Genomic DNA, 26,338 nt, shown 5'->3' with positions numbered 1-26,338 from the left:
CCGCCATTTATTCGGACTGAAACGCAACTCACCGGACGACTCGCTCGAGAAACGACGGTCGTACAACACCTCGAGATGAGCGTCCTCGTTACTCGTCCGGGTCGTCTACGCCCGCCCGTCGACGAAGCCATTCGAGACCGAGCGCACCGCCGAGCAGTCCTGTACCGGTAGTGAACCCGGGCGCCCCATCGGCGTCGTCCGTCTCGCCGTCGGTATCGGCCGTCTCGTTATCAGTGGTGTCCGTCTCGTCTCCGTTACTAGTGTTGCCGCCGTCTCTGTCAGCACTGGTTTCATTGCTGTCAATACTGGATTCGCTATTGTCGGTGCTAGGTTCAGTGTTATCCTTCCCGCACGTGGAGCCGGTTCCCTCGTCTGGACAGTCGGATCCGGCCTCGTCAGTCTCGTTCTGGTCCTCACCTGTATCGTCGGCATCTCCGCCGGTATCGCTTGATTCTTCGTCGGTGTTGCCGGTGTCCCCTGACTCATCGGCCTTCTCAGTGTCTTCGTCGGTATCATCTGACTCGTCATCGGCGTTGTCGGTTTCCCCACCGCTGTCGTTGCTATTATCCGACTCTTTATCACTGTCGTCGGTGTCGTCGGTATCCCCGTCAGTGTCATCCGTACCATCCGAGTCTTCGTCGGCAGTTTGGTCTCGGAGCGCGACGAGTTCGCCGTCGTGATCGACGTAGACGGTCGCGCCACTGATCGCACGAATCTCTCCGACTGGCATCTCGTCGATCGAGATCGCCCACTTCTCGGTCCCGTCGTACTTGTCGAGGGCGACGAGTGTTTGACTATAGTCCGCAGTACCGTCACCACCGCTGACGGAAATCGAGGGGTCTTTGCGAAAGTAGATGTATACTGTCTCTCCGCTGATAACGCCATCGCCGATATGGCCATAGAAAACCGATTTCTCCCACCTGTCTTCGGATTCGCCAAGTAAACGGGCGTGGATAGCGTCTGCATCTCCACCGATGAAGATCTCGGTTCCGAGCGACAGACCCGTGTATTCCGTCGCCGCCTGCTGGATTTCCTCGCCCGTCTGTGGATCTTGAATCGTCCGTTGGTAGTACCCCATATTGTCGAGGGCGACTGCAGCCGATGTCGCGATGGGCTGGGCGCCGCTTCCGAAGCCGCGAGCTCGCCAGACTTCGTCTCCAGTATCGGGCTCGAGGGCGAGAGTGTACACCTCGTTCACGATTTCCTCCGTTACGGCGTACACCACGCCGTTGGCTGCGGCAGTTGACTCGGTAAATGCGTACGCTTCGCTGGACGCTTCGTCTGTAACCGATTCGTTCTCCCATACCACTGACCCGTCGTCGGCATCGAGCGCGTACAGTGTGCCGTCAACGACCACGTAGACCATCTCGTACGCCACTGTCTGCTTGCTGATCGATTCCTGGGGGTCGAAGTCGGATGCCCAGCGGACCCTCCCGTCCGCCCGGTCGAGCGCTACCACTTCAGAACCGGTAAGGTAGACGGTATCACCCACGACCGCCGGAGCGTTCGCATCGACGGTCTGGTTCTCCCAGACAATAGTGCCATCCGCCGCGTCGAGCGCGACAACGCCGTCTTCATCGGTCGTATACACCGTTCCGTCAGCGACGGCGACAGAACCGTTGGGATCGACCGTCCACGCGACCTCGAGCGACTCACCGTCGAACTCGTGACCGTTGGCAATATATCTCGCGTGGCCGGCGTCGCCCCGGTAGGACGCCCAATCTTCGTCTCTCTCCGGATTGGGTTCTAATGCCGGGTCCGGAAGGTCGTCGACAGTCGACTCGGACGAACCCGCGCTGATCGACGCGATCCCACTCCCAACCGAAAGCGAGATACCAGATACAAGCACCGAACGGCGATTCCAATTCGACATATCGGTACCAAGACAGGAGACGAGTATTACTACCCACTTGCTATGATGAACTTGTGCGTAGGACAACTGTTTCAGTTCGATAACGAAAGAACGCGATACGCATTCCGAACGAAGCACCGGCATGACCAATTCGAGGCATCGGTGCCAGCGGTCGGTTCGTCGTACGCTTCGAGCGACTGGTCGATTCCCTGCTCAGGAGGAGTGATCAATCGGCGAGAGTGAGCCCACAGTATCCGTCGTCCGGAGCCGACAGCTACAAACCGACGATCGTCCCAGGATTTGGTATGCCCGGGAAAGTGGGGCCGGCCGATCTGCTCGAGCACGTGTTCGGACGGACGGGAGCAGCCGACGAGACCGTCCAGCAGGGGCCGGCGGACGGCGAGGACGCTGCCGCGATCGACTGGCCGGGCGGCCAGCTCGTCGTGAGTTCCGATCCGATCTCGCTCGCGGCCTCGAAGGTCGGGACCCTCGGCGTTCACGTCGCGTGCAACGACGTCGCGGCTTCGGGAGCCGATCCGCGGTGGCTCACGGCGGTCGTACTGCTTCCCGAGGGGACCGACCTCGAGCCGATCAGCGCCGACCTCGACGCCGCCGCACGAGAGGTGGGCGCGTCGATCGTCGGCGGCCACTCGGAGTACGTCGACGCGCTCGAGCGCCCGCTCGTCTCGCTGACGGCGATGGGGGCGACCGAGTCGTTCGTCCCGACAGGCGGGGCGAACCCCGGCGATAGGGTGGTCCTGACCGGCGCGGCGGGCCTCGAGGGAACCGCGATCCTCGCGGCTGACTTCGGTGGCGACCTCGACGTGGATCCGACGATCTGCGAGCGAGCCGAGACGTTCCTCGAGGAGATCAGCGTCGTCCCTGCGGCGCGTCTCGTTCGGGAGTACGCGACGGCGATGCACGATCCGACCGAGGGCGGCGTCGCCGCCGGACTGCTCGAGATCGCCAGAGCGTCGGGTTGCCGGCTCGAGATCGATCGCGACGCCGTCCCGGTTCGCGAGGAGACGGCCGCGCTCTGTGAAGCCGCGGGCGTCGACCCGCTGTGCATCTTCGGGTCGGGGGCGCTTCTCGCGACGATACCCGAGGACAGCCTCGAGCCCGCGCTCGAGTCGGCGGCCGCGAACGGGATCGAGGCGACGGCGATCGGAACCGTCCGCGACGCCGCCACCGGCCCCGAACTCCGACTCGGCGACGAGACGATCACCGACCCGGTCGAAGACGACCTCTACCCGCTCTGGTCGGCGGTCGACGCGGCGGAGTGAGAGCCCCGCTCGCCCGAGGAGGCCGCGGTTCCGACGATAGCGTTCGTCAGCAATTTTCCGGGATCGACAACGACGTCGGCGCCGGCTTTCTCGATGGCGTCCGGATTTCCCGTTTCCGTACACACGACGATCCGGGCGTCCGTCAGTTCCCGCGCGGCGAGCACGGCGTAGGTGTTCCGCGCGTCGTCGGTCGTCGCGACGAGGACGGCCGTTGCCGCGTCTATCTGCGCCTGCCGGAGCGTCTCCTCGTCGGCCGGATCGCCCGCGACGACGTCGATGGCTCGACTCTCGAGTTGACTGGTTACCGTCTTGTCGTCGCTGACCACGCTCACGTGGGCGTGCTTCTCGAGGCCGTCGACGAGCGATTCGGTCAGATCGTCGTATCCGAGCACGGCGATTCGTTCGCGTTCGTCCTCCCGGTCCAGATCTTTCGCTCGTCGACCGGTTCGGGAGAGGCGGCTCTCGATTTCGGGTCCGATAAGCGAGCCCACGGTTAGCCCGACAGTCGTCGGCCCGAGCACGATGAGCGAGACCGCGAACAGTCGCGCACCCTGCGTGAGCGGATGAACGTCGCCGTAGCCGACCGTGCTGGCGGTGACGAACGTGAAGTAGACGGCGTCGAGGACGGTCTCGAGTTCGGCGAATCCCGTCCGGAGCGCGTAGGCGCCAGCGGTGCCGTAGGAGAAGACGCCGATGATCGCGATCATCGAGCCGATCTGGGTCGCGGTGAGCGACGTCGATCTGGTGAACCTGTCGCTGGTGAGCACGAGGACGATCAGCCCGCCCAGCGAGAGGACGACGAGGGGAATCGAGAGCAGCCGCGACTGGGCGACCCCGTGGATTCCGGAGAGAAGGACGAGCGCGGCAGAAACGACGTACGCGAGCCGAAAGCCGCGATACATCCCCCAGGCGCTGACGAGCAATGCGAACCCGAGAACGGTCCCGCTGAACTCCGAAATCGCCTGCAGGTCGCCCCAGAGCCCGCCCGCCTGAACGGCCGGTTCGGTGACGATGGCGACGACGCCGGTCGCGATCGAAACCAGGGCGATCGCCGTGACGATCCAGACCGCGACTCGACCCCTCGGATGACGGGAACGAACACGCTCGAGCATGGGCGTTCGACCACGCCGACGCCGATAAACGATCGCCGTTCCGAGCCGGTCTCCACCGCTCGGACGACCGACAGCGGATCGTATGCGAGTCGACGCGACCGTCGGCCCAACCATTGCTGGTTCGGCGGCTTCGAACCGTGAAAGTAAAACCGGGGGACGGTCACCTTCCACGTAGATGGTAGACCGTGGGTTCGCGTTGGAATCTCGCCTCCACCAACGCGAGGCAAACGACTTGAAACGGACGCTTTCGCCCGTCGATAGCGTTTCCGAGCGGGGCTACTTCGCCGAGACGTCGGGCGGCGACCTGCCGGTTCTCGAGTCCGAGGAGGCGCTGGTGTTCGCCTCGAACAACTACCTCGGGCTCACGGACGACCAGCGCGTCCAGGACGCGGCGAGACAGGCCGCGGCGACCGTCGGTACCGGCTCGGCTGCCAGCCGACTGGTGACCGGCGACACGCTCGTCCACCACGATCTCGAGCGCTTACTCGCGGAGACGAAACGCACGGATCGCGCGCTCACCTTCTCGTCGGGGTACGCCGCGAACGTGGGGACGATCACCGCGCTCGATCCGGACGTGATCTTCTCCGACGAGTTGAACCACGCCAGCATCGTCGACGCGGTCCGCCTCACCGACGCCGAGGTCGTGATCTACGACCACTGTGACGCGGACGATTTGCGGGCCAAGATGACCGAACGCGCCGAACCTGCGGAGCCGAACGGTTCGGACGACCCCGCCGACGAGTCCTGGCTTGTCGTGACCGATTCGGTCTTCAGCATGGACGGCACCGTCGCGCCGCTCGAGGCGATCTGTCGGGCCGCCGAGGAAGTCGGCGCGTGGGTGATGGTCGACGAGGCCCACGCGACGGGGCTGTACGCCGACGGCGGCGGCATCGTCCAGTCGGAGTCGCTCGAGGACCGCGTCCACGTCCAGATGGGGACGCTCTCGAAGGCGCTGGCGAGTCAGGGCGGGTACGTCGCCGGCAGCGACGCGCTGATCGAACTCCTGATCAACGAGGCGCGACCGTTCGTGTACTCGACGGGGCTCTCCCCGCCCGCGGCCGCGTCAGCGAGCGAAGCGCTTCACATCGCCCGCTACGGCGACGTCCGGGAGCGACTCTGGGAGAACGTCGCCCACCTCCGAGACGGCCTCGAGGCCCTCGACCTCGAGGTGCTGGGCGAGTCGCAGGTCCTCCCCGTCATCATCGGCGACCGCCGGGACGCGCTCGACTTGGCGGCGGGGTTGCGCGAGCGCGGCATCGTCGCGCCCGCGATCAGGCCGCCGACCGTCCCCGAGGGAACCAGTCGGATTCGCATCGCCCCGAGCGCGTCACACGACGAAGCGGACATCGTCGACTGTCTCGAGTCGTTCCAGATCGTCGGCGAGAAGGTCGGATTGCTGTGACAACGTTCGAATACAAACACGCTCACAAATGATTCTCGAACAGATATGATCCTCGAACGCGACGACGACCGACTCGCGGTCGTCGGCACGGACACGGGCGTCGGCAAAACGGTCGTCACGGCGGCCGTCGTTCGCGCGCTTCGGACCGACGGGATCGACGCTCGAGCTGTCAAACCCGCCCAGACGGGTCATCCGCCGGACGACGACGCCGGGTTCGTCGAGGCGGCCTGCGAGGACACAGCAGCGGCCGCGGGCGGGGGTCCAGACGCTGCGACCTGTTTCGAATACCTCGAGGAACCCCTCGCGCCGCGAGTCGCCGCCGAGCGCGCGGGCGTCGACCTATCCTACGACGAACTGCGCGACCGCTGTGAGGACGCCCTCGAGGCGGCCGAGATCGGCGTGCTCGAGGGAATCGGCGGGCTGTACGTGCCGCTGGCGGGGGACCGAAACGTCATCGACTTGGTGGCGGACCTCGCGTGCCCGGCCGTCGTCGTCGCCCGCTCGGGACTCGGAACGCTCAATCACACCGCGCTCACCGTCGAGACGCTCGAGCGCCGCGGCGTCGACGTCCGCTCGATCGTCTGTAACGGGTACCGCGGGGAAACGGCCGCCGAACGGACGAACGTGGCGGAACTCGAGCGGATGACGGGACACACCGTCGAGACGGTACCACAGCTCTCTGCCGAAACGCCTCGAGAACTCGCGCTCGGTGTCGGTCGGGCGCTGTCGATTCCTATCGAGTCGGGTTCGGCGACCGACGGCGATTGATATCCTCCCGCGCTGAAGCGCGCAGACACCCGAGCGGCGGGATACGATTCGCAGAGATAGATCGCCGTATCGAGCGGCCTACATCGGCGGCGTAAGCCGAGTATCCGAGCGCGATTCGTCGTCGTCCCCCGCCTCAGAGTCGTCGTCCTCTGTCTCCGGGTCGGCAACCGGAACCGACGAGTCGCCCTGTTCCGCGACGAGCTTCGTGGCGAGTTCGGATTTCCGGTGCTCGACCTCGAGGTGGACCGTCAGCCGCGTTTCTTCCTCGAATGAGACGCGACAGATCGGACAGGTGCAGTTCGTGGGAGCCATTCGACACGAACTCACGCGAGGCGGGACCGTAATTGTACGGATCGGTCGCTTTCCTAGAGAAACTCGCTTAGCCCCGACTGGTCGTCGTCGGTTTCGCTCTCCTCGGTTCGCTCGCTGTCTCCCGCTTCGTCGGACTCGGCGGCGCTCGATGGCGCAGAGTTCGAGCCGCCACTCGAGCCGGTGAGCGTCGCTTGTCCGTCCGAACCGCCGGCGTCGTCCGATTGGCTGTCGGAACCGCTCGATTGCGTGCCAGCGTCGTCAGGGCCAGCCACGTCGTCGCCGTCAGCGTTAGGGTCGTCGTCTCCCTCCGACGAGCGGATCGCGTTCTCAAACGCGGTTCCTGAGTGCTCGACGGCGACCGCCTCCGTTCGCTCCTGAGCGTCCTCGACGATCGACTCGACCTTGTTGGTGTCCGCGCCGCTGCCGGTGATAAACGAGACTTCCTCGGCGTCTAAGTCGTAGGCGGCGGCCATCGTCACGGTCAGGTCGCGGTTCTTGCAGTGGTGGGTCATCGACTCGAGGTACGGGACGATCTCCCGGCGCGCGGTCCCGACGCTCGTTCCCTCGCGCTCTGCGATGCGCTCGGCGATCGAATCGCGGGTGTCTCGAGCGCCGCGGGTCCGTCCGAGTTTCGACCAGTAACTCGGCGGGCCGTAGCGGGTCCACCCGCCCTTCTCGTCCCGCCGAGCGGCCGCGACGCCGGCGGTCATGTTGTCCGAGGCGTAGCGCCAATAGGAGTAGTCCTGCGTCGCGCGGACGCGCCCGAGCCAGCGATCCGCGTTCGCGAGATACTCGTAGGCGTCCGCCAGTTCGTCGCCCTCGTAATCTTTAGGGACGTTGTCCTCGATCCAGTTGAGCAGGTCGTCCGGGTTCTCGTCGACGTCGTAAGACGCCCGGAGCGCCCCCTCAGCGTCCTCCTCTTTGATGAGCGCGTCGAGGTAGTCGAAGATCCCCTCGGTCGTGTCGCGTTCGCCAGTGACGACGTCCTCGACGGTGAGTCGGTCCGCCTCCTCGGCGACGGCCTGCAGGTCGTTGACCGCCGAACGCAGGTCGCCGCTGGTCGAGTCGGCGATAGCCTTCAGGGCCTCCTCGTCGAACTCGACCCCTTCCCGGCGACAAATATCCCGGAGCACGGGGACGATCGACCGCGAGGAGACGTCGCGAAACTCGATGGTCTCACAGGAGTTGCGAAGCGACTGGCTCATCTCGTAGAACTCGTTGGCGACGAGGACGATCGGCTGCTCGGCCTCTTTGACCACTCGAGTGACCTCTCGAGAGCCGCCATAATCCGCGTTGCCGTGGAAGTTGTCGGCCTCGTCTAACACGACGAGTCGGCGACCCGTCTCCCCGCCGGTCAACGTCCCGCTTTTGGCCGCCTCGCCGGCGATCCGCTCAATGACGTCGGCCTGCCTGTCGTCGCTCGCGTTGAGTTCCATCACCGGCCAGCCCATGTCCGAGGCCAGCGCGTGCGCCGCGGAGGTCTTCCCGACGCCGGGACTGCCGTGGACGATGACGGCTTCGCGGTGGTCGTCCCACGACCGCGCCCACTCCTCGAGTTTGTCTCGAGCCTTGTTGTTCCCGCGTACCTCCGACAGCGTCGTCGGCCGGTACTTCTCCGTCCAATCGCTCATTACTCGCCCTAGGCGCGAGTCGCGTTTAGTGGTTGCGGAGCGTCACTCCTCGTGCTCTTCGACCGACTTCAGGTCGAGACGGGACGTAACGTCCGCATATGTCTCGTCGCTCGAGACGATGGTATCACCATTCGATTCGACGAGATGAAGTGCATCGAACGGTGTGAATCCGTGGTCTTGCACGTACGTCGCAGCTGTAACGACCGTCTCTACGTCACCGCGCACCTCGACGAGGTTGGCGGCGTTCGAAATGACGTGTTCAGTATCACGATCTTCCCGGTAGGCGACCATCAGGAGTTCGATGAGTGTGAACTGCGATGTCCACAATTCGTCACGGTGTTCCCGGTACACCGACTCGGCGGCCTCGCCGAGCCAGTCATCGTCTTTAATCAGCGCGAGAAGAAAATCGGTTTCTGCATACATCTATCGTCCGGCCTCGTCGAGCGCTACATTACGTGCTTCTTCACGGAGTTCGTCGGCTGATTTTTCGACATCCGCGAATTCGTCCCTGAGTGCCTCGAGCGGATTATCGGCGACCGGTACCAATTTGACCCCGTCGGGGAGCTGAACGACGTGATATCGATCTCCATATCGCTCTCGGACCTCCTTTGGGAGCGTGAGGCGACCGCGGTCGTCAAGCGCTACGTCTGACATACCTCGGGGTACGGTGGGCAAAAATAAAAACGTTCCCCGATATGAGGAATTACCCATTCGGCGTCCACTTGTTGGAGTTTGTCTCCGCATTCACGACCGGCGACACATATTCGACGTTCTCAGTACATCGAATTCACATCGTATTTGCTCGACTTCTCCGTACAATCGCTTATTACTCGCCCTAGGCGCGAGTCGCGTTTAGTGGTTCCGGAGCAGTACGCTTCGCCGACTGCCTCCGAATCTACGAAGAGACACGTGTCATCAGCCACCCGACCCAGAGTTGTTTACGGCGGCTTCGAGAACCTCGTCACGAAGTTCGTCGGTCGATCTCGACATCCGAAAATCTGTCTCTGAGCCCCTCGAGCGGCCGTCTACTAGTGGTACGAGTTTGATTCCCCGGAAGCGGAACGGCGGAATACCGATAGCCGTACCGTTCTCGAACGGCCGGCGGAAGTGCGAGACGACCGCGGTCGTCCAGCGAAACGTACGACAGACAATAGGTTAGAACGGGTATGAACAAAAATCCCGTCCCGTCGCAATTTCGATACTCAATCGTGTCGATCTTCAAACCGCCGCTATAGTCACAATCGTCTATATTTATGGAGTCCGATCGTCTTTTATACTATGAACAGGTATCCACAATTGGACGATTGAACACCGAGTGTCGAAATGCAAACGAAAGTTCACACCACTGATGGGGCGAGTGACATCCAGTACGACCACGCGAACGATCGATACCGCTTCGAGTACGATCCCGACGGCAGCGCGGCTTTGACGACGACAGTCGTTCACGCGCTGGCGTCGATCGCGGACACCGACGTCTCGCAGGGGGAGTTCTCCCTGTACGACAGCGTCGATCCGGACGCCCTCGAGCGACTGTTCGCATCGAAAGCTGACGGGAGCGGCCGAACCGACGGTCACGTCGCGTTCACCGCCCTCGAGCACGAAGTATACGTCTACGCCGACGGGGAAATCGTCGTCTTCCCGCCGGAGTCTCGGCCCCGCGGCCCCGCGAACTGACGCCTTCGGCCCGCTTCACCGGCGCGAGTCCGATCTCGATAGCCCGAGGGGTGAGCTTTAGGATACTCCACGCCGATAGCTGTCTCAATGACAGTCATCGGCTTTCTCAGTACGGCACCAGTCGTCGAAGACAGCATGTCCGAAGAAGTCGCGAACGCCGTGGCGGCGCTCGAGGATTACGACGTCGCGTACGAAACCGGCCCGATGGGAACGACCATCGAAGCCGAATCGACGGACGAACTGTTCGCCGCCGCGCAGGCGGCCCACGACGCTATCGACGCGGATAGAGTCAGCACGGTGTTCAAAATCGACGACAAGCGAACGAGCGACCAGACGGCGCGGGACAAAGTAAAGGCCGTCGAGTCACACCTGGGACGCGAAGCGAAAAGCGATGGAACGTAGGGCTCGAGCGACTTCGGACCGGGCCGAGACGCACTCGAGAGGATAACGTTCAATCCGTTGGATCGGGTACGTCCGGTATGGAACAGACGACGCTCGAGGTAACTGGAATGAGTTGCAACGGCTGCGAGCAAACCGTCGTCGAGGCCCTCGAGGGCCTCGACGGGGTCTCCGAGGCGACCGCCGATCACGAATCGAACGAGGTCCGCGTCGAACACGACCCGGCGCTGGCGGACGCGGCCGCGCTCGGCGGTGCGATCGAGGGCGCGGGATACTCCGTGTCGGCGTAGCGGCCGCCGTCACGAACCCGAGCGCAGTCGATCACGCGAGGGTGGTTATCGCGGCAGTCGATCCTGGTCCTGGCGCTGTTTTCGGAACGAAGTTCGCGTCGCGCTTCGCTAGTTGTACGTCTCCTCGAGGTAGGCGACGATGTCGTCGCTCTCGTGCATACCGTCGACGCCGTGGGCCTCGTCGACGATGACGGGAACGCCGGTCTGGCCGCTTACTTCCTCGACCTCCGTGCGTTCGGCGTGGGACTGAGGCACTTCGACCGAGTCGTATTCGAGGTCGAGTTCCTCGAGTTTCGTTCGGACTTTCGCACAGAACGGGCAACCGGGCAGTTCGTAAAACGTGATGTCTGCCATGACAGTGTCTTGCCGGGCCAGCCGTATGAGCACGTTGGTTGTCAGGTCGGGTCGAAAACGAGGACAATAGCCGACTGGTACCGACCGGTGGCGTCTCAGAAGGCGACCATTCCGGCCTGCACCGCGAAGTAGGCGACGAAGTAGACGATGAACGAGATCGCGAGCAGCCACTGGCCGAGCGAGACGTCGCGGTACTCGCCCACCGCGGACTTGACCAGCGGGTAGGTGATGATTCCCGCCGCGAGGCCGTTCGAGATCGACGTCGTCAGCGGCATGATCGTGATCGTCAGGCCGCCGGAGATCGCCCACGCCGGGTGATTCCAGTCGATGTCGGCGACGCCCTGGAGCATGATGATCCCGACGACGACCAGCGCGAGATAGGTCGCGTACTGCGGAATCGCGGATATCAACGGAACGATCAGCAACGAGAGCGCGAAGAAGCCGGCGACGACCAGCGTGGTGAACCCGGTTCGGCCGCCCTCCTCGAGGCCGGTCGAGGATTCGATGAACGTCGTCACCGTGGAGGTGCCGATCATCGCGCCGACGGTCGTCCCGACCGCGTCGGCCATGAGCGGTTTCTCGGCCTCGGGCAGGTCGCCGTCCTCGTCGAGGAAGCCGCCGATCTGGGAGACGCCGATGAGCGTCCCGGCGGTGTCGAAGAAATCAACGAAGAAGAACGTGAAGACGACCATGGCGAACACCAGCGGATCCTCGGTGATCATGCCCAACCCGTCGACGAATCCCCAGAACAGCGGCGTGAAGTCGTACTGAACCGACGCGAGCATCGAAACGATCCCCTCGTTCGTCACGCTGTCGTACGATCCCTCCGGCGTGAGCACGTCGGGTTGAACGACGCCGGCGAGCGTCAGCGCCCAGCCGGCGATAGCCGTCGACACGATGCCGATGACGATCGAGCCCTTGACGCCGCGGGCGTACAGCAAGAGCATGACAGTGAGCCCGACCAGCGAGAGGGCCGCGACCGGGCTCTGGAGGACGTTTCCGAGCGTGATGAACGTATCGTCGTGTGGAACGACCAGTTCGATCTCCTGCAATCCGAGAAACAGCAGGTAGACGCCGATCCCCGCGCCGACGGCGAATTTGACGGGTTCGGGGAACAACTCGAGGACGTACTTCCGAGCGCCCACGGCGGTCAGTGCGATGAAGACGACCCCTTCGACGAAGACCGCAGCGAGCGCGAGTTCCCACGGAACGCCGAGGATGAGGACCACCGTGTAGGTGAAAAAGGCGTTCAGTCCCATTCCCGGCGCGAGTCCGAACGGCCGGTTCGCGTACAGTGCCATGACCACCATCGCCACGACCGAGGCCAGGATGGTGACCACGGCGATCATCTGGAAGAGTTCGTTCGCGGTGTACTCCGTCCCCTGTATCATCGTCGACGATTGGATCTCGCCGGTAGCGTGATTGTAGAGGATCGCATCGGTGAGGATGCTCGGGTTCACGACGATGATGTACGCCATCGCCAGAAACGTCGTGAGTCCCGCGATCGACTCGGTTCTGAGATCGGTGCCGTACTCGTCGAAGCCGAAGAACTCCGCGATCGTCTCACGTGCCCCCATGTTGGATGAACGAGCATAGCGACACCGGTAAGTTAACGCTTCCTGTCTCGACTGGCCACTACTATTGCACGTTCGTGCATATGCCGTAGATCTGGGTCGCTCGAGGAACCGGTGGATCGTCGGTTCGAGCGCCCGCCCTCGAGTAGGGGAGCACCCTCCGGTATGGAACCAACCGTGGTACTGGGACCAACTACGGCACTGGGACCAACGTATTTGACCGTCCACCACGTACGGCATACCATGAGGTTTGTTATCGTTGGGTACGGTCGCGTGGGATCGCGGACGACGCGCGTTCTCTCGGAGGAAGGACACGACGTCGTCGTCGTCGATAACGATTCCGACCGGATCGACAGAGCCGTCGGCGACGGGTTCGACACCGTCCACGGCGACGGCGCGGACGAAGCGGTCCTACTGGACGCGGGAATCGACACCGCAGACGCCATCGGCACGTTCACGCCCGACTTGAACGTCAACTTCGCAGCGTGCATGGTCGGCGCGCACCACGGGTGTCGAACCGTGTTGCGCATCGACGAGGATTACCGACAGGACATCTACGAGAAGTACGCGGCTGACGTCGATGAGATCGTCTACCCCGAGCGTCTCGGAGCGGCCGGCGCGAAAACCGCGTTGCTCGGCGGCGATTTCAACGTCGTCGCGGACCTCACGGAATCGTTGCAACTCACGGTCGTCGAGATCGCGGACGGCTCGAACGCCGTCGGAAAGCGAATCAGCGAACTCGAGTTGCCCGGCAACGCCCGAATCTACGCCCACGGGCGCGCGACCGACCCGTTGACCATCCCGCTCCCCGGCACCGAACTGGCGTCCGGCGACGAAGTCGCCATCATCACGGAAACCGAGTCGGCGGAGGAGGTCCGAACGACCCTCTCGCCCGCCTCGAGTTAGCGTTCTCTCCTTCGACGAACGGTGGCGTCGTCGGTTCCGCCCGTCGAGTGTTCGGCTGTCACTGTCTCGTCTCTCATGGGTCGATGTCTCGTCTCTCGAGTCGTTAGTTCACACGCACATCCGAGCCGAAAGTGGAGGTGAGTAAAGTGGGGAGCGAATGGGGGGAGGCGCGCCGACGGGAGGATGGGGGGAGATTGGTACCCGTCACGCGATGCGCGCCTGTTTGATTCGTTGGTTCGATACATGATAAAACTGCGTCAGACGATTGCGTGACGATCGTCAGACGGCGAGGAAATGTCCGTCGGCGATCCGTCGATTCCGCTCACTCCGATCGATCCGGCCTGAAGACGAGCACGTTCTGGTGAACCATCGACGGGACGTACGAGAACGGGTAACCGTAGACGTGGAGGTCCTTTGAGGGATCGTACCAGATCAGGTTGGCGACCAGTCGAACGGGGGCCGCGGATTCGACGGCGCGCGCGAGGTCGGCCGAGAGGAACTCGTAGGACTGCTCGCGATACATATCCCCGATGAAGACGACGAGGTGGCCATTCGATTTGACGGTCGCCGCGAACTTGGCGAACTTCTCGCCCATATCCGCGAGCCACTCCGCTTTCGTCTGCTCTGCCGGCGCTCCATCGGAGTCTACCACTCCGTCGGCATCGTTCGCTCGGTCTTGGTTGAACTCGCCCGAATCGGTATCCTCCTCGCCAGAGTCGTCGTCACCCGCCCGCTCGGCGTCGAACGATCCCAGTTTGCTCGCTCGAGTCGCCCGCTCGTTTCGGGTCTGTTCGAGTTCGTCCATGTGCCAGTACGGAACGTCGGTGAGCAGGAGGTCGATCGACCGGTCCGGGATCTCCTCGATCAGAGATGCACAATCTCCGTGGCGCAGATCCTGCGTCTCGAGGGGCGGTTCGCCCCGGTCGCGGCGCTCGTCGTTCTCTCGCTCGAGGACGTTCTCGTAGACGTCGATCCAGCGCTGGTTCCGCTCGAAGCCGATGGCGTCGCGCGACCCCGTTCCCTCGTGCTCGCAGAAACTCGCGCCGAGCAAGGTGCCGCCGACGCCGGCGAAGGGGTCGAGGACTGTGTCGCCGGCCTTGCTGAACCGTCCGATCAACTCCGCACAGAGTCGCGGCGGCTTCTGGCCGCCGTGTTCGCTGCGGAGGTCGTGCTGGACGTCCGGCGGGTACCCCTCGGCGATCACGGATTTCGTCGCGTACTTCCACTCCCGACCGGTCAGGTCGTTGACCCGGTTCCGTTCGTCGTAGATGCCCCGTCCCTCGAGATACCGCTGATGATCGGCGAGTTGGTCCGTGTCGATGACCTCGCCGTCCTCGACCGGCAGGGACTCGTCTCGAGCGCGTTCGGCGTCGAACGCCCCGTCCTCGTCCGTTACGAGGCGACTCTGGCGGTGGCGCTCCTCGTCGCTCATACCTCGAGTGGTCGTCGCTGGGCCATAACAGTGGTGGAAGCCGCAGGTCCGGCTCGGCGACGGTATCCACGGCTGCCTCGACAAACCGCGCGTCGAGTAGGTCGCCGGTCAGTTGTACTCGCGCCAGCGGTAGCCGCAGTCGGTACACTTGAAAAAGCGGGTCGGCGGTTCGTCGGCCGAGGCGGTCTGTTTGAGTTCGTACCAGGCCTCCTGGTTGCCACACTCGTCGCAGACAATGTCCGTCGCGATCGGTTTGCCCTCGAAGTTCGCCTCCTCGCTCGACTCGATCACGTCGTCGTCAGTCTGGGCCTCCGTCGTGACGAACGCTGACTCGCGCTCCCGGTCGCGGTCGTTCGAGCGACCACACTCGTCGTTCGTACAGACCATCTGATCGCCGTCGGCTTTCATCATCGAACCGCACTCGTCGCAGAACTGCATACGCCGCGTAGGGCGTCGACGCGCAAAAATCCCAAGGATGGGGCATTCGATGTCCGCTCTCCGGACGGCGACGAGGCAGGCGGCGAGCTCGCGATCCTGTCATCGGTTATATCCCGCCGTTTCGGGGTTGATCCGTCCGCTTTCGGCGTTGTCTCCCATAAGATTCGTCGTTATGGTTGGTCGGATTCGCGTTGGGTCCCGCCGAATCCATCGTTGGCTCTGACCGGAGAGCCGCTAGAATCACGACAGTTCGCGGCGGAGAAGAGCGTGTCAGGTACTTCGCGCTGGCGGACATAGAGACGAACGGATCTCGAGGCCCGCCGCCCGCAATCGGTCGTCAGGCGACCGCGGCCGCGACGAGATCCGTCTCGGAGGAGGAGACGAAATGGTATCCAACGACACAGCAGACGAGATTCAGGAGTATCTCGGCGTGGTTCCAAGCTGGATCGAGGCGCTGCCCGACGCCGCCGCCGATCACAGCTGGAACATCGTCCGCGATCTCCAGCTCGAAGAAACCGACCTTACCCGACGGGAGAAGGCGCTCGTCGGAGTCGGCGCGAGCGCTGCGATCCAGTGTCCCTACTGCATCCACTTCCACCGCGAGGAGGCGAAACTCGAGGAGGTAACGGAGGCGGAGTTAGCGGAAGCGTTCGCGCTCGCCGGCGACGTTCGATACTTCTCGACGGTGTTACACGGCGCGGAAATGGACTACGAGGAGTTCGAAACCGAAACCGAATCGATCGTCGATCACATCAACGAACAGCAGGCACAGGCGGCCGACGACGATTAGTCGAACTGGTGTCCGCTGCTATTTTTTCGGGAATCGAGCTATCCTCACTACCCGCGGGACTGCGCCGCCGATCCCGACCGGAACCGAAGTCGCTATTCGGGTCGGGTCGATACTAGCCATCGTGAGCGAGTACGACGCGGTCGTGTACGATCTAGACGGGACGGTCGTCGACCTCGCCGTCGACTGGGACGCCGTCCGGACCGACGTGCTCGACGTCTACGACACCGAGGGCGTCGAACCGCCGGCGACGGACCTCTGGACTCTCCTCGAGAGAGCGGACGGCGCGGGCATCGCCGCGGCGGTCGAGACCGCGATCGCCGACCACGAACGCGAGGGCGCGCGCCGATCCACGCGACTCGCTCGAGCGGACGAACTCCTCGAGCGAGACGTCGCCGTGGCCGTCTGCTCGCTGAACTGCGAGGCGGCCTGTCGGCTCGCGCTCGCGGCACACGACCTCGAGGCCGCCGTCGGCGCGGTCGTCGGCCGCGATACGGTTCCGGCGAGAAAGCCCGATCCGGAGCCGTTGCTCGAGTCGATTCGATTGCTCTCGAGTACGCCGGAGGCGGCGTTGTTCGTCGGCGACTCGGAACGAGACGAGCAGGCGGCCCGGCGCGCGGGCGTCGACTTCGAATACGTCGACGAGCGGGTGCCGGATCGCTGATCGCAGATTCCGGGGCGTTGATTGTGCGACTGCTTGATCGCCGTCTCCTCCGGTTGTACCGAAACCGACCTCTCCTGACGCCGTTACTCCTGAGTACGCTTCGCGTACGCGAACACCGACAGCGCGGTGACGACCCAGATGGGCGCGCCGACGCGGATCGCGAACTCGGCGCGTGCCCCCCAACTCGTCAGGTCCGCCGTGGTCGAGAGCAGCGCGACGATGGGCGCGCCGACGGCGATGGTCAGGACGAACGTGACCTGCATCACCCAACCGAAGTCGACGCCGTCGGGCGAGGTGGTTTCGACGGGTTCTGGCACGAGTGAGCATCGCCGTGCAGCCCTAATAAGTGCCGCGGGAATCGGTTGTTCCGCCCGATAGAACGCGAGAGCGCTGGTCCGCGCGAGCACGTGGCGGTCCGTTCGGCGGGACAAGAGCCGTTCGATGGTACGAGAGTCGTTCGACGGGAAGCGTTCGACTGTCCGACAGCAGAGCGGTGAGGTTTAATGAACGGCCACGAAGGAATGGAGTATGGTAACCGTACGGGATCTGCGCGAGCAGATGGGCGAGACGCCCATTACGATGTTGACCGCATACGACGCACCGACGGCCGAAATCGTCGACGAAGCGGGCGTCGACGTGATTCTCGTCGGCGACAGCGTGGCCAACACGGCCCTCGGCTACGAGACGACGGTTCCGGTGGACGTCGATCAACTGGCCAGCCACGTCGGTGCCGTGACTCGAGCCACCGAGGAGGCGCTCGTGGTCGCCGACATGCCGTTTCTCTCCTTCGGTGTCGACGAGGCCGACACGATCGAAAACGCCGGCCGGATGCTCAAAGAGGAGGGCGCGTCCGCGGTGAAACTCGAGAGCGGTCCGCACACGGTCGGTATCACGGAGCGGCTGGTCCAACTCGGCATCCCCGTGATGGCACACCTCGGATTGACCCCGCAGCACGTCAACCAATACGGCGGCTACCCGCGTCAGGGGACGGACCGGGCGGCCGCCGATCGGATGCTCGAACTCGCCGAAGATCACGCGGATGCGGGCGCGTTCTCGCTGGTGTTAGAGCACGTCCCCTCGAATCTGGCGGAGACGATAACCGACGCAATCGACATTCCGACGATCGGTATCGGTGCCGGTCCCCACTGCGACGGGCAGGTACTGGTCTTCCACGACGCGGTCGGTCTGAGCGAGTGGACGCCGTCGTTCTCGAAGCAGTTCGGCGACGTTCGCTCGGAGATGGAGTCGGCCGTCGACGAGTACGTCGCCGCGGTCGAGGACGGCGAGTTCCCGGCCGAAGAGCACAGCCATCAAGAGGGCGATCTCGGGGACATCTACTAGTTTTCGGACGGGACCGAACGAGGGCGAGACGCCGAATCGCCGCGTGGCCACCTATCGGGACGCTACGAAGTCGTCCAGCGCCTCGTTGAACGCGTCGGGTCGCTCGAGCATCGGCAGGTGTGCCGCGTCGTCGATGGTCACGTACTCGCCGTCCGGCAGTTCGTCCGCGAGGAACTCGTGATACCACGGCGGCGTGAGCCGGTCATACTCGCCACAGACCGCGAGGGTGGGGACGTCGATTTCGCCAAGATCAGCGCGCACGTCGAAGCGGTGACAGGTGCGAAAGTCCCGCGCCGTCGTCCGTCGCCCGCACTCGCGCATTCGTTCGCGAGAGGCCTCGAGCAGTTCCGCGTTCGGATCGTGAAAGAGTCGATCGGGTTCGTGGAGGAACTCGATGGCCCGTTCGAAATCCGACTCGAGCCAGGCCAGCAGATCCTCGAGGACGCCCATTCGCGCGCCCGTTCCGGTCAGGATCGCCGCGTTGGGCTCGAAGGATCGCTCGAGCAGCGCGTGGAGGGTAACGGCACCGCCGAGCGAACTCCCGACGACGGCGGTGGCGTCTGTCTCCTCGACGACGGCGAGCAGATCGTCGCTGTAGGCAGACAGCGTCGCGTAGCCGGCGTCGGCCTGAACGTCGTCAGACGCGCCGTGGCCGCTCAGATCGAGCGAGACGAGGTCGTACCGGTCCGATAGCGAGTTTTGAAACTCCCAGACGGTGTGTGACGTTCCGCTGCCGTGGACGAAACAGATCGTTTCGTCGGAGCGCTCACCGGCGGTCGCGACGAAGGCCGTCTCCCGTCCGTGATGGGTGACCGTGTCCATACAGTGTCAAAGGATAACGACCCGCATAAATACCCGAGTTCGCGTCGGCTTGCGAGAACGCGTCTGGTGTGGCAGTACCGGGTGACGGAACTGCGTGCAATGTCTTTTCCGCTACCTCGATCCCTTCCGGCGATTTGTCGGCGAAAGATATAAATACTAGCATGCCTAACTTAGGGTTAGTTACAATGGATACAGCGCAATTAACGAGCGATCAATTCGCTCGCAAATACGAGTACGACGACGGGTCGGTCATCGCGGTCGACCTCGGCACCGCCGTGCCCGAGCCGTCGGTCGACCTCGTCGATGGCACCGTCATCGTCGTCGCCGACGACGAGCAGTACGAGTTCGACCTACCAGTCGAACAGACGGATGCGCACACGTTTATCAAAAACGGCGTGCTCACTATCGAACTGGAGGACAACGCATGAAGCTCACCGTCAAACCCCTCAAGCAAAAAGACGCAGGCCGCGGGCTCGCAGCGATCGATCGCGTCTCGATGAGCGAGCTCGACCTCGAGAACGGAGACTACATCACGATCGACGGCAAGGGCGACGGCCAGTCGGTCGCCCGCGTCTGGCCCGGCTACCCCGAGGACGAAGGGCGGAACGTCGTCCGGATCGACGGGCGATTACGCCAGGAGGCGAACGTCGGGATCGACGACACCGTCACCGTCGAGAAGGCGGACGTCAAGCCCGCGACGGGCGTCACCGTCGCGCTCCCGCAGAATCTCCGCATCCGGGGCGACATCGGACCGCTCGTCCGGGACAAACTGAGCGGTCAGGCCGTCACCGAGGGACAGACGGTGCCGTTCTCGCTGTCGTTCGGACCGATGTCCAGTTCGGGTCAGTCGGTCCCGCTGAAGATCGCGAGCACCTCGCCGTCGGGCACGGTCGTCATCACCGACTCGACCGAAATCGAGATCTCCGAGACTCCCGCAGAGCAGATCTCGTCGGGACCGGGCGGGACGTCCGAGGGCGTTCCGGACGTCACCTACGAGGACATCGGCGGCCTCGACGAGGAACTCGACCAGGTGCGCGAGATGATCGAGCTGCCGATGCGCCATCCCGAGCTGTTCCAGCAACTCGGCATCGAGCCGCCGAAAGGCGTCCTCCTGCACGGGCCGCCGGGCACCGGGAAGACGCTGATGGCGAAGGCGGTCGCCAACGAGATCGACGCCCACTTCGAGACGATCTCCGGGCCGGAGATCATGTCGAAGTACTACGGCGAGTCAGAAGAACAACTCCGGGAGGTCTTCGAGGAGGCAGAGGAGAACGCGCCGGCGATCATCTTCATCGACGAACTCGACTCGATCGCCGCGAAGCGCGAGGAAGCCGGCGGTGACGTGGAACGGCGCGTCGTCGCACAGCTGCTCTCGCTGATGGACGGTCTCGAGGAGCGCGGACGGGTTACCGTCATCGCGGCGACCAACCGCATCGACGACATCGACCCCGCGCTCCGTCGCGGCGGTCGGTTCGACCGCGAGATCGAGATCGGCGTCCCGGACAAGCAGGGCCGCAAGGAGATCCTGCAGGTCCACACGCGCGGGATGCCGCTCTCGGACTCGGTCGACCTAGAGCACTACTCCGCGAACACCCACGGCTTCGTCGGCGCGGACCTCGAGAGCCTCGCCCGCGAGAGCGCGATGAACGCGCTTCGCCGGATCCGACCCGAGCTGGACCTCGAGTCGGACGAGATCGACGCGGACGTCCTCGAGAGCCTGCAGGTCACCGAACGGGACTTCAAGGAGGCGCTCAAGGGAATCCAGCCGTCGGCGCTTCGAGAGGTCTTCGTCGAGGTTCCCGACGTTACGTGGAACGACGTCGGCGGGCTGGGAGACACCAAAGAGCGGCTTCGAGAGACCATCCAGTGGCCGCTCGACTACCCCGACGTGTTCGAGGCGATGGACATGGAGGCCGCGAAGGGGGTCCTGATGTTCGGGCCGCCCGGAACGGGCAAGACGCTGCTCGCGAAGGCGGTCGCCAACGAGGCAGAGTCGAACTTCATCTCGATCAAGGGGCCCGAACTGCTCAACAAGTACGTCGGCGAATCCGAGAAGGGCGTCCGAGAGGTCTTCGAGAAGGCGCGGTCGAACGCACCGACCGTGATCTTCTTCGACGAGATCGACTCCATCGCCGGCGAACGCGGCGGAAACACCACCGACTCGGGCGTCGGCGAGCGCGTCGTCAGCCAACTGCTGACCGAACTCGACGGCCTCGAGGAACTCGAGGACGTGGTCGTCATCGCGACGACCAACCGACCGGATCTGATCGACAGCGCCCTGCTCCGACCGGGTCGCCTCGACAGGCACGTCCACGTCCCCGTCCCCGACGAGGAGGGCCGCGAACGGATCTTCGAGGTCCACACGCGCGACAAACCGCTTGCCGACGCGGTCGACCTCGAGTGGCTCGCCGCCGAGACGGAGGGCTACGTCGGCGCCGATATCGAGGCCGTCTGTCGCGAGGCCTCGATGGCCGCCAGCCGCGAGTTCATCAACTCGGTCGATCCCGACGAGATGGCAGAGAGCATCGGTAACGTTCGAATCGGCCGCGAACACTTCGAACATGCCCTCGAGGAGGTCCAGCCGAGCGTGACCCCCGAGACGCGAGAGCGCTACGAGGAGCTCGAAGACGAGTTCCAGCAGGCCGAACCCAGCGGCGAAAGCGACCAGCTGGGTCGAACCTTCCAGTAAGCCGCTCGAGTGCGGTTCGCGTTTTCCCGCAGTTCACGTTTTCCTGCGGTTCGCGTTTTTGCGCTGTTCGGACGTTTTCCCGTTCCTACGATCTCTCGAGACGGAAACGGCCCCTCGAGCCGGAATCGATCCTCCGAGACGAACGCCGCGAGACTCGAGTTCGAAAAACGGGGCGGCGCTCAGTCGCACCGCGCGACCGGTCGGTCCGCGAGATCCTCGAGCAGTTCCTCGGCGTGGCCGTCGGGCGTCACGTCCTCGTAGACGGCGTCGATAGTTCCGTCAGGGCCGACGACGTAGGTGTTGCGAAAGACGCCGTCGAACGTGTTGCCAAACATCCGTTTCTCGCCGTAGGACTCGTACAATGTCGCCACCTCACCCATCTCGTCTGCGAGCAGATCGAACTCGAGGTCGTACTCGTCGGCGAATTTCTCGAGGTCCGAGACGGAGTCGTCGCTGATCCCGACGACGGCGACGTCCGCGTCGTCGAATCGCTCGAGCGCGTCGTTGAAGCCGCAGGCTTCGGTCGTACAGCCGTCGGTGTTCGCGCGCGGGTAGAAGTAGACGACGAGCCGCTGGCCGTCGAAGTCCGATCGCCGGACGGTCTCGCCGTGCTGGTTGGGGAGTTCGAACTCTGGTGCGTCGTCGCCAACGTCGAGCATGGAACCGACTTGGGGAGCGCGGTTGTATGTATTGTGATTCGGCCCGGCCCGCGAGCCGACGGTTCCGCGATCGTTTCCGCGGAGCCCGTCGCTCGTCCTCGGCGGGCCCGTCGCGTTCCAACCGATCAACGCCTCGCCAGCCGCCGACGGCCTCGCCAGTCCATCACCGCCTCTCCCGCAGGCCCAGCCTCATCAGCCGGCTATCGCCTCGCCCTTCCCAACCGACTCACTCGCGCCGCTCACGGCATCGCTGCGCTCGTTCGCCCCTCGCGGATCGGCGCGGCGTTCTCGCCGACGGCGGCTCGGACGCCGCGCATGCGCGCCAAAGCTGTAACTCGAGGTGATTGCGTCTCGAACGAATTATGGGACACGGAAAAGTTCCCTCGCAACGGTCTGCTCGTACCGTACTCGTCGACGCGGCGATTTAGTCGAGCTGTTCGGCCGCCTCGCGCTCGACCAGCGGTGTCGCGTTCTGCTCGGGCAGCGTCACCACGTCGTCGGCCGCGAGGCTGTACTCACGATCGTCGACGCCGAGGATCGAGCCGACGTCCTCGGTAATCTTCACGGTGAGGCGCTCGAGCGAGGGGTCGTCGGTCGTCGCGTCGTCGACAGCAGGTTCGCCGCTCGAGGCGGTCGCTGCGCCGCCGTCGGTCGCCGGAGCTTCGGACGCCTCGTCCGCCGCGGAATCTTCGTGCATCGGGTCATCGGCCGACGAATCCGGAGCGTCCGACCGCGTCGCCGGCTCCGGCGGGTCGCCGCCCATCACGTCCGCGGCGCTGACGCCGCTCGATTCGGCGGTCGCCGAATCGTCCTCGGTCGTCGGCCGGTTCGCGGGGCCGGAATCCGACGGCTCGAGGTCTGCTGGCGGCGTCTCTGGCGGTGCCGGCGGCGCTGTGTCGGACGACTCGCGATCGGACTGGGCGGTCGACTCGGTCGATTGGTCTGACGCGTTCGGCCGGTCGGTCGCGTTCGGCCCCTGCTCATCGAGTTCGTCCGCGGGTGCGTCGACGCCCTCGAGGACGTCGAGCACTCGAGTCTTGTTCGACTGGATGCGATCGACGAGGTCGTCGAAGAGGTCCGCTTCCTCCGCGGTAAGGCCCTCGTCGTTCGCCGCCATGCCGGCCGCGGAGAGACTCGCCTGCTTGACGAGTTTGCCCATCCGGCGCTCGTAGATGGCCTCGACGACGTCCTTGGCGGTCTCGATCTCGTCCGTGAGCCGGCTCACTTCCGGCGAGGAGAACGGGTCCTCCGCCTCGGCGGCCGCGCGGTCACGTCTGTCCTCGAGGTCTGAAATGTACTCGCCGACCTCCTGATAGAACGAGGGGCGCAGGTTCTGGAGGCTATCCTTCTGGCGCTCCTTGCTCTGGACCGAGCGTAGTTCGTCGAGATTCATTCTTTCTCCTTTTCGGCGCGACCACGCGCCATGAGAAACATGGCGACGTACTCTGGTAGTGACTGGTCACCCTCCCGGACTGTAAAGATATCGCCCCCGAGTTCGATCTCGCCGCCGCGCTCGACGTCGACCGCGACCTCGTGACCGGTGAACGTTTCGGGGACGGCGTCGACCAGCGGATCGAACGCCTCGAGTTCGTCCGGTGCGAGCCGACAGGTCGTCAGGGCGCTCCCGCCGTGGAGGCTCCCCGGCAGGCGGATGAGTCGGTTCGTGTCCGTCGTCACCGGCTCGTCGATCGGCGCGTTGTCCCGCTCGACGGCGGTCGCGGCGAAGCGCTCGGCCAACTGGGCGATCGCCGTGTGGACGGTGATGTTTCCGGCCTCGAGGCCAGCGCGGTTGTTCTGGGCGGCCGAGAGCGTCGCCTCGGCTTTCCCCTCGCCGATGCCGTCGAAGGCCTGCAAGCGCTCGAGGGCGTCTTCCTCGTCCATCTCGAGGAGGTCCTCGACGAAGTCCATGAAGTGCTCGTGGATTCGCTCACCCCAGCCGCCGTCGACCCGCAGCGTCCGTCGCTCCGTCGGCGTCTTTCGGCCGAGCCCCGCAACCGTCTCGGTTTCGATCAGTTTCTCGAAGTCGAGGCCGATGCCGCGGACGTAGTCGACGATCTCCCGGCGGTGTTCCCGATCGAGGTGCTGGACGTTCTCGTCTCGAACGTGGACGTGATAGCCCCGTCCGCCCGAAAAGGCGATTTCGACGTTCTCGAAGGCGAAGTCGTTCTCGAGGAACTCGAGCAGGCGCATCAGTGCGTCCTTGCACTTCCTGAGCATGTCTCCGTAGGAGTCTTCGCCGAGGGTCACGCTCGGCAGGTGATCGGCGTCCAGATCGAAGACGAGATCCGACGACCGCCACTCCTTGTCGGTCATCGACCCCGCGCCGGGATCGCGGTAGCGCCCCGCGGAGAAGTAAACGTGCTGTGGTCGTTTGCGGACGAGAAACTCCTCGATGTCCCCCAACTCGAGCAGCGAGCGGTGTCTGACCATCGTCGTTCCGGGACCCTCGGTCCACGGGATAAACCCCCACTCGCGCTCGTTGGCCTCGGGCGGTAGCGTAATCTCCGTTCGGCGGTAATGATCACGGAACCGACCGCGAAGATAGGCTCTCGTTCGCTCCTCCATTCGTCTACGGTTTCTGCGACGGGAGACTATAATCTTCCCGAAAGTCTCGAACCGCCGAAAGACAGGTCGCGGTGGCGCTCACCGGCCGTGATACGAAAACCCACGGAAGACGTGCAGGTCGCAGCCTGCTCGGTCACGGGCGGTTCGCTGATTACATGGGCGGTTCGCTGACCAGACGGACGCGAGCCTATCGGCGAATCACACTCGCGTCAGTGAATCGAATACTTATCGGCGGACCAGATCAGAAATCTTGTCGGTAATCCCGCCGCTCGAGCCGAGTTTGAGGTAGTAGGCGTCGCCGCCGTCTTCGTAGTAGTTGTCGATGCGGCGCTTGATTTCGAACCCGAGGTGCTCGTAGAACTGGAGTGCGCCTTCGTTAGTCGTCCGGGCGTGACACGTGATCGTATCGTGTTCCTGTGCGACGCGGGCGATCAGTCGCTTGCCGATCCCCTCTCCCTGATAGTCGGGCGAGACGGCCAGAAAGAGGATGTAGCCGTCGCGCCGGACCGCGGCGAAGCCGATCAGTTCGTCCTCCTGAAGGAACAACTGAACCGTCGAGCGGCGATAGGCGTCGGTGAAGAAGCTGTGTCGCTGTTTGAGGACGCCAACACTGTCGTTGATCTCCTCTTTGAGTTGCCAGGCTTCGTCGACAAAATCGTCACTGCCCGAGGTGACGACGCGACTGTCGATGTTGACGCTCACTGTACTCATCTAACAGTCTCGCCAATATAATTCCACCGGCAAGCGAACCGCTCGCCCGAATATCTGACAGCCGACATCTCCGGTCGAGGCGAAGACGAGACGGGTCGATCCCACGGTGACATAGCGGATTCTGGACTCGCCGCAACGTGGCAGTTCTGACCCACCGCGACCCGTGTCGGACCGATGGTCATACGTTCGTCGCCAAGTAACTCGCACTCGATGGGGTTCGAACTGCGCGACCACACCGCCGACGTCGCCGTCGCCGCGACCGGACCGAGTCTCGAGTCGGTCTTCGGATCGGTCGCGGACGGACTCGCCGCCGCCTCGTGCGAACGCGTTCCGGAGACGGGAGGGGAGCGATTCTCGCTCTCGGTGACGGCCGAAAACCTCGAGGCGCTGCTTTTCGATTACGTCGACGAACTGATCTACCTCCGGGACGTTCGCCTCGAGCTTCCCGTCGATCACCGGGTCGAGGATATCGCGGTCGCGCGGTCCGACGAGCCGACGGCCGACGGCGAGTCGATCGACGACGCGGCCTACTCGCTCGAGGCGACGGCGCGCGGGATTCCGTTATCGGCGGTCGTCGCTCGCGAGATCAAAGCCGTCACGTACTCGGAGATGCGACTCGAGGAGACCGACGACGGCTGGGAGGCCTACGTCGTCTTCGACGTGTGACCCGCTG

The 26,338-nt window shown here is 64.1% G+C and carries 30 protein-coding genes; 13 read left to right on the top strand and 17 right to left on the bottom strand.

Annotation, left to right across the window (positions count from 1 at the left end; genetic code table 11):
* Window positions 1-88: 88 nt before the first annotated feature.
* Window positions 89-1,873 (bottom strand): outer membrane protein assembly factor BamB family protein, encoded by a 1,785-nt coding sequence (locus BM348_RS05130; RefSeq protein ID WP_092902621.1) that lies wholly within the window; start codon window positions 1,871-1,873, stop codon window positions 89-91.
* Between the two features lie 284 nt (window positions 1,874-2,157).
* On the opposite strand from BM348_RS05130, the gene BM348_RS05125 reads away from it, so the two are divergent.
* Entirely contained in the window at window positions 2,158-3,135 is a 978-nt protein-coding gene (locus BM348_RS05125; RefSeq protein ID WP_092902619.1) for an AIR synthase family protein, read from the top strand.
* Here the strand turns inward: BM348_RS05125 and BM348_RS05120 are convergent.
* Window positions 3,099-4,247, bottom strand: a complete 1,149-nt coding sequence (locus tag BM348_RS05120; protein WP_092903629.1) for an NAD-binding protein — start codon at window positions 4,245-4,247, stop codon at window positions 3,099-3,101. The genes BM348_RS05125 and BM348_RS05120 overlap by 37 nt on opposite strands.
* A 175-nt stretch (window positions 4,248-4,422) precedes the next feature.
* On the opposite strand from BM348_RS05120, the gene BM348_RS05115 reads away from it, so the two are divergent.
* On the top strand, window positions 4,423-5,649 hold the full coding sequence (locus BM348_RS05115; protein WP_092902617.1) for an aminotransferase class I/II-fold pyridoxal phosphate-dependent enzyme: 1,227 nt from the start codon (window positions 4,423-4,425) through the stop codon (window positions 5,647-5,649).
* Between the two features lie 45 nt (window positions 5,650-5,694).
* Window positions 5,695-6,417 carry a dethiobiotin synthase gene (bioD, locus tag BM348_RS05110; protein WP_092902615.1) on the top strand — a complete coding sequence of 241 codons (723 nt, stop codon included), beginning with the start codon at window positions 5,695-5,697 and terminating at the stop codon, window positions 6,415-6,417.
* Window positions 6,418-6,495: 78 nt separating this feature from the next.
* On the opposite strand, the gene BM348_RS05105 is transcribed toward bioD, so the two are convergent.
* The 4 genes from BM348_RS05105 to BM348_RS05090 are packed head-to-tail and all read right to left on the bottom strand — an operon-like array spanning window position 6,496 to window position 9,014.
* Window positions 6,496-6,729: a hypothetical protein gene (locus BM348_RS05105; RefSeq protein WP_092902613.1), complete on the bottom strand. Its 234-nt coding sequence runs from the start codon at window positions 6,727-6,729 to the stop codon at window positions 6,496-6,498.
* Window positions 6,730-6,782: 53 nt separating this feature from the next.
* On the bottom strand, window positions 6,783-8,360 hold the full coding sequence (locus BM348_RS05100) for a replication factor C large subunit (RefSeq protein WP_092902611.1): 1,578 nt from the start codon (window positions 8,358-8,360) through the stop codon (window positions 6,783-6,785).
* A gap of 42 nt (window positions 8,361-8,402) precedes the next feature.
* Window positions 8,403-8,783: a type II toxin-antitoxin system VapC family toxin gene (locus tag BM348_RS05095; protein WP_092902609.1), complete on the bottom strand. Its 381-nt coding sequence runs from the start codon at window positions 8,781-8,783 to the stop codon at window positions 8,403-8,405.
* Entirely contained in the window at window positions 8,784-9,014 is a 231-nt protein-coding gene (locus BM348_RS05090) for an AbrB/MazE/SpoVT family DNA-binding domain-containing protein (protein WP_092902607.1), read from the bottom strand.
* Window positions 9,015-9,683: 669 nt separating this feature from the next.
* Here BM348_RS05090 and BM348_RS05080 point away from each other — a divergent pair.
* The 3 genes from BM348_RS05080 to BM348_RS05070 all read left to right on the top strand — a co-directional run bounded on the left by BM348_RS05080 (window position 9,684) and on the right by BM348_RS05070 (window position 10,723).
* Window positions 9,684-10,034 (top strand): HalOD1 output domain-containing protein, encoded by a 351-nt coding sequence (locus BM348_RS05080; RefSeq protein ID WP_092902605.1) that lies wholly within the window; start codon window positions 9,684-9,686, stop codon window positions 10,032-10,034.
* Window positions 10,035-10,121: 87 nt separating this feature from the next.
* A complete protein-coding gene (locus BM348_RS05075; RefSeq protein WP_092902603.1) occupies window positions 10,122-10,436 on the top strand; it encodes an MTH1187 family thiamine-binding protein in 315 nt (104 codons plus the stop codon).
* Window positions 10,437-10,513: 77 nt separating this feature from the next.
* Complete coding sequence (locus BM348_RS05070; RefSeq protein WP_092902601.1) at window positions 10,514-10,723, top strand: heavy-metal-associated domain-containing protein; 210 nt, start codon at window positions 10,514-10,516, stop codon at window positions 10,721-10,723.
* A gap of 108 nt (window positions 10,724-10,831) precedes the next feature.
* Here the strand turns inward: BM348_RS05070 and BM348_RS05065 are convergent, their stop codons facing one another.
* Together BM348_RS05065 and BM348_RS05060 are read right to left on the bottom strand one after the other, a co-directional pair.
* Window positions 10,832-11,077 (bottom strand): glutaredoxin family protein, encoded by a 246-nt coding sequence (locus BM348_RS05065; RefSeq protein ID WP_092902599.1) that lies wholly within the window; start codon window positions 11,075-11,077, stop codon window positions 10,832-10,834.
* A gap of 95 nt (window positions 11,078-11,172) precedes the next feature.
* Complete coding sequence (locus BM348_RS05060; RefSeq protein WP_092902597.1) at window positions 11,173-12,654, bottom strand: NCS2 family permease; 1,482 nt, start codon at window positions 12,652-12,654, stop codon at window positions 11,173-11,175.
* Between the two features lie 240 nt (window positions 12,655-12,894).
* On the opposite strand from BM348_RS05060, the gene BM348_RS05055 reads away from it, so the two are divergent.
* Complete coding sequence (locus tag BM348_RS05055) at window positions 12,895-13,557, top strand: potassium channel family protein (RefSeq protein ID WP_092902595.1); 663 nt, start codon at window positions 12,895-12,897, stop codon at window positions 13,555-13,557.
* 322 nt (window positions 13,558-13,879) lie between these two features.
* Here BM348_RS05055 and BM348_RS05050 read toward each other — a convergent pair whose 3' ends face one another.
* Together BM348_RS05050 and BM348_RS05045 are read right to left on the bottom strand one after the other, a co-directional pair.
* A complete protein-coding gene (locus BM348_RS05050) occupies window positions 13,880-14,989 on the bottom strand; it encodes a DNA methyltransferase (RefSeq protein WP_092902593.1) in 1,110 nt (369 codons plus the stop codon).
* Window positions 14,990-15,097: 108 nt separating this feature from the next.
* Window positions 15,098-15,427: a transcription factor S gene (locus BM348_RS05045; protein ID WP_092902591.1), complete on the bottom strand. Its 330-nt coding sequence runs from the start codon at window positions 15,425-15,427 to the stop codon at window positions 15,098-15,100.
* Window positions 15,428-15,812: 385 nt separating this feature from the next.
* Between BM348_RS05045 and BM348_RS05040 the strand changes: the two genes are divergently transcribed.
* Complete coding sequence (locus tag BM348_RS05040; RefSeq protein WP_092902589.1) at window positions 15,813-16,217, top strand: carboxymuconolactone decarboxylase family protein; 405 nt, start codon at window positions 15,813-15,815, stop codon at window positions 16,215-16,217.
* A 121-nt stretch (window positions 16,218-16,338) separates the two neighbouring features.
* On the top strand, window positions 16,339-16,878 hold the full coding sequence (locus tag BM348_RS05035) for an HAD family hydrolase (RefSeq protein ID WP_092902587.1): 540 nt from the start codon (window positions 16,339-16,341) through the stop codon (window positions 16,876-16,878).
* Window positions 16,879-16,961: 83 nt separating this feature from the next.
* Here the strand turns inward: BM348_RS05035 and BM348_RS05030 are convergent, their stop codons facing one another.
* Entirely contained in the window at window positions 16,962-17,195 is a 234-nt protein-coding gene (locus tag BM348_RS05030) for a DUF5822 domain-containing protein (RefSeq protein ID WP_092903627.1), read from the bottom strand.
* A gap of 211 nt (window positions 17,196-17,406) precedes the next feature.
* Here BM348_RS05030 and panB point away from each other — a divergent pair, with 211 nt between their 5' ends.
* Window positions 17,407-18,219: a 3-methyl-2-oxobutanoate hydroxymethyltransferase gene (gene panB, locus BM348_RS05025; RefSeq protein ID WP_092902585.1), complete on the top strand. Its 813-nt coding sequence runs from the start codon at window positions 17,407-17,409 to the stop codon at window positions 18,217-18,219.
* A gap of 51 nt (window positions 18,220-18,270) precedes the next feature.
* Here the strand turns inward: panB and BM348_RS05020 are convergent, their stop codons facing one another.
* A complete protein-coding gene (locus BM348_RS05020) occupies window positions 18,271-19,041 on the bottom strand; it encodes an alpha/beta fold hydrolase (protein ID WP_092902583.1) in 771 nt (256 codons plus the stop codon).
* A gap of 185 nt (window positions 19,042-19,226) precedes the next feature.
* Between BM348_RS05020 and BM348_RS05015 the strand changes: the two genes are divergently transcribed.
* A complete protein-coding gene (locus tag BM348_RS05015; protein ID WP_092902581.1) occupies window positions 19,227-19,469 on the top strand; it encodes a DUF7127 family protein in 243 nt (80 codons plus the stop codon).
* Window positions 19,466-21,730, top strand: coding sequence for a CDC48 family AAA ATPase (locus BM348_RS05010; protein WP_092902579.1), 2,265 nt, complete (start codon window positions 19,466-19,468; stop codon window positions 21,728-21,730). The genes BM348_RS05015 and BM348_RS05010 overlap by 4 nt, the downstream gene beginning before the upstream one ends.
* Window positions 21,731-21,909: 179 nt before the next feature.
* Here BM348_RS05010 and bcp read toward each other — a convergent pair whose 3' ends face one another.
* From bcp to BM348_RS04990, 5 genes are all read right to left on the bottom strand, one after another.
* Window positions 21,910-22,389, bottom strand: a complete 480-nt coding sequence (gene bcp / locus BM348_RS05005; protein WP_092903625.1) for a thioredoxin-dependent thiol peroxidase — start codon at window positions 22,387-22,389, stop codon at window positions 21,910-21,912.
* A 239-nt stretch (window positions 22,390-22,628) separates the two neighbouring features.
* Entirely contained in the window at window positions 22,629-22,760 is a 132-nt protein-coding gene (locus tag BM348_RS22160; protein WP_281244667.1) for a hypothetical protein, read from the bottom strand.
* A 53-nt stretch (window positions 22,761-22,813) separates the two neighbouring features.
* On the bottom strand, window positions 22,814-23,782 hold the full coding sequence (locus BM348_RS05000) for a DNA replication complex subunit Gins51 (protein WP_092902577.1): 969 nt from the start codon (window positions 23,780-23,782) through the stop codon (window positions 22,814-22,816).
* The gene (priS, locus tag BM348_RS04995; protein ID WP_092902575.1) at window positions 23,779-24,954 is read right to left on the bottom strand and encodes a DNA primase small subunit PriS; all 1,176 of its coding nucleotides are present in this window, start codon (window positions 24,952-24,954) and stop codon (window positions 23,779-23,781) included. Before priS ends, BM348_RS05000 begins: the two co-directional genes overlap by 4 nt.
* Window positions 24,955-25,179: 225 nt before the next feature.
* Complete coding sequence (locus tag BM348_RS04990) at window positions 25,180-25,656, bottom strand: GNAT family N-acetyltransferase (RefSeq protein ID WP_092903623.1); 477 nt, start codon at window positions 25,654-25,656, stop codon at window positions 25,180-25,182.
* 219 nt (window positions 25,657-25,875) lie between these two features.
* Here BM348_RS04990 and BM348_RS04985 point away from each other — a divergent pair, with 219 nt between their 5' ends.
* Window positions 25,876-26,331 (top strand): archease, encoded by a 456-nt coding sequence (locus tag BM348_RS04985; protein ID WP_092902573.1) that lies wholly within the window; start codon window positions 25,876-25,878, stop codon window positions 26,329-26,331.
* The last annotated feature ends 7 nt before the right edge of the window (window positions 26,332-26,338 follow it).

This window comes from Halostagnicola kamekurae (assembly GCF_900116205.1).
GTDB lineage: Archaea > Halobacteriota > Halobacteria > Halobacteriales > Natrialbaceae > Halostagnicola > Halostagnicola kamekurae.
The sequence above is the reverse complement of the archived record's forward strand: the minus strand, read 5'-3'. Positions and strand labels throughout refer to the sequence as shown.

What these genes read in the sequence shown, in the direction of transcription:
- BM348_RS05130 (WP_092902621.1), bottom strand. Translation starts at nt 1,873, where the DNA reads ATGTCGAATTGGAATCGCCGTTCGGTGCTTGTATCTGGTATCTCGCTT.
- BM348_RS05125 (WP_092902619.1), top strand. Translation starts at nt 2,158, where the DNA reads ATGCCCGGGAAAGTGGGGCCGGCCGATCTGCTCGAGCACGTGTTCGGA.
- BM348_RS05120 (WP_092903629.1), bottom strand. Translation starts at nt 4,247, where the DNA reads ATGCTCGAGCGTGTTCGTTCCCGTCATCCGAGGGGTCGAGTCGCGGTC.
- BM348_RS05115 (WP_092902617.1), top strand. Translation starts at nt 4,423, where the DNA reads ATGGTAGACCGTGGGTTCGCGTTGGAATCTCGCCTCCACCAACGCGAG.
- bioD (WP_092902615.1), top strand. Translation starts at nt 5,695, where the DNA reads ATGATCCTCGAACGCGACGACGACCGACTCGCGGTCGTCGGCACGGAC.
- BM348_RS05105 (WP_092902613.1), bottom strand. Translation starts at nt 6,729, where the DNA reads ATGGCTCCCACGAACTGCACCTGTCCGATCTGTCGCGTCTCATTCGAG.
- BM348_RS05100 (WP_092902611.1), bottom strand. Translation starts at nt 8,360, where the DNA reads ATGAGCGATTGGACGGAGAAGTACCGGCCGACGACGCTGTCGGAGGTA.
- BM348_RS05095 (WP_092902609.1), bottom strand. Translation starts at nt 8,783, where the DNA reads ATGTATGCAGAAACCGATTTTCTTCTCGCGCTGATTAAAGACGATGAC.
- BM348_RS05090 (WP_092902607.1), bottom strand. Translation starts at nt 9,014, where the DNA reads ATGTCAGACGTAGCGCTTGACGACCGCGGTCGCCTCACGCTCCCAAAG.
- BM348_RS05080 (WP_092902605.1), top strand. Translation starts at nt 9,684, where the DNA reads ATGCAAACGAAAGTTCACACCACTGATGGGGCGAGTGACATCCAGTAC.
- BM348_RS05075 (WP_092902603.1), top strand. Translation starts at nt 10,122, where the DNA reads ATGACAGTCATCGGCTTTCTCAGTACGGCACCAGTCGTCGAAGACAGC.
- BM348_RS05070 (WP_092902601.1), top strand. Translation starts at nt 10,514, where the DNA reads ATGGAACAGACGACGCTCGAGGTAACTGGAATGAGTTGCAACGGCTGC.
- BM348_RS05065 (WP_092902599.1), bottom strand. Translation starts at nt 11,077, where the DNA reads ATGGCAGACATCACGTTTTACGAACTGCCCGGTTGCCCGTTCTGTGCG.
- BM348_RS05060 (WP_092902597.1), bottom strand. Translation starts at nt 12,654, where the DNA reads ATGGGGGCACGTGAGACGATCGCGGAGTTCTTCGGCTTCGACGAGTAC.
- BM348_RS05055 (WP_092902595.1), top strand. Translation starts at nt 12,895, where the DNA reads ATGAGGTTTGTTATCGTTGGGTACGGTCGCGTGGGATCGCGGACGACG.
- BM348_RS05050 (WP_092902593.1), bottom strand. Translation starts at nt 14,989, where the DNA reads ATGAGCGACGAGGAGCGCCACCGCCAGAGTCGCCTCGTAACGGACGAG.
- BM348_RS05045 (WP_092902591.1), bottom strand. Translation starts at nt 15,427, where the DNA reads ATGCAGTTCTGCGACGAGTGCGGTTCGATGATGAAAGCCGACGGCGAT.
- BM348_RS05040 (WP_092902589.1), top strand. Translation starts at nt 15,813, where the DNA reads ATGGTATCCAACGACACAGCAGACGAGATTCAGGAGTATCTCGGCGTG.
- panB (WP_092902585.1), top strand. Translation starts at nt 17,407, where the DNA reads ATGGTAACCGTACGGGATCTGCGCGAGCAGATGGGCGAGACGCCCATT.
- BM348_RS05020 (WP_092902583.1), bottom strand. Translation starts at nt 19,041, where the DNA reads ATGGACACGGTCACCCATCACGGACGGGAGACGGCCTTCGTCGCGACC.
- BM348_RS05015 (WP_092902581.1), top strand. Translation starts at nt 19,227, where the DNA reads ATGGATACAGCGCAATTAACGAGCGATCAATTCGCTCGCAAATACGAG.
- BM348_RS05010 (WP_092902579.1), top strand. Translation starts at nt 19,466, where the DNA reads ATGAAGCTCACCGTCAAACCCCTCAAGCAAAAAGACGCAGGCCGCGGG.
- bcp (WP_092903625.1), bottom strand. Translation starts at nt 22,389, where the DNA reads ATGCTCGACGTTGGCGACGACGCACCAGAGTTCGAACTCCCCAACCAG.
- BM348_RS05000 (WP_092902577.1), bottom strand. Translation starts at nt 23,782, where the DNA reads ATGAATCTCGACGAACTACGCTCGGTCCAGAGCAAGGAGCGCCAGAAG.
- priS (WP_092902575.1), bottom strand. Translation starts at nt 24,954, where the DNA reads ATGGAGGAGCGAACGAGAGCCTATCTTCGCGGTCGGTTCCGTGATCAT.
- BM348_RS04985 (WP_092902573.1), top strand. Translation starts at nt 25,876, where the DNA reads ATGGGGTTCGAACTGCGCGACCACACCGCCGACGTCGCCGTCGCCGCG.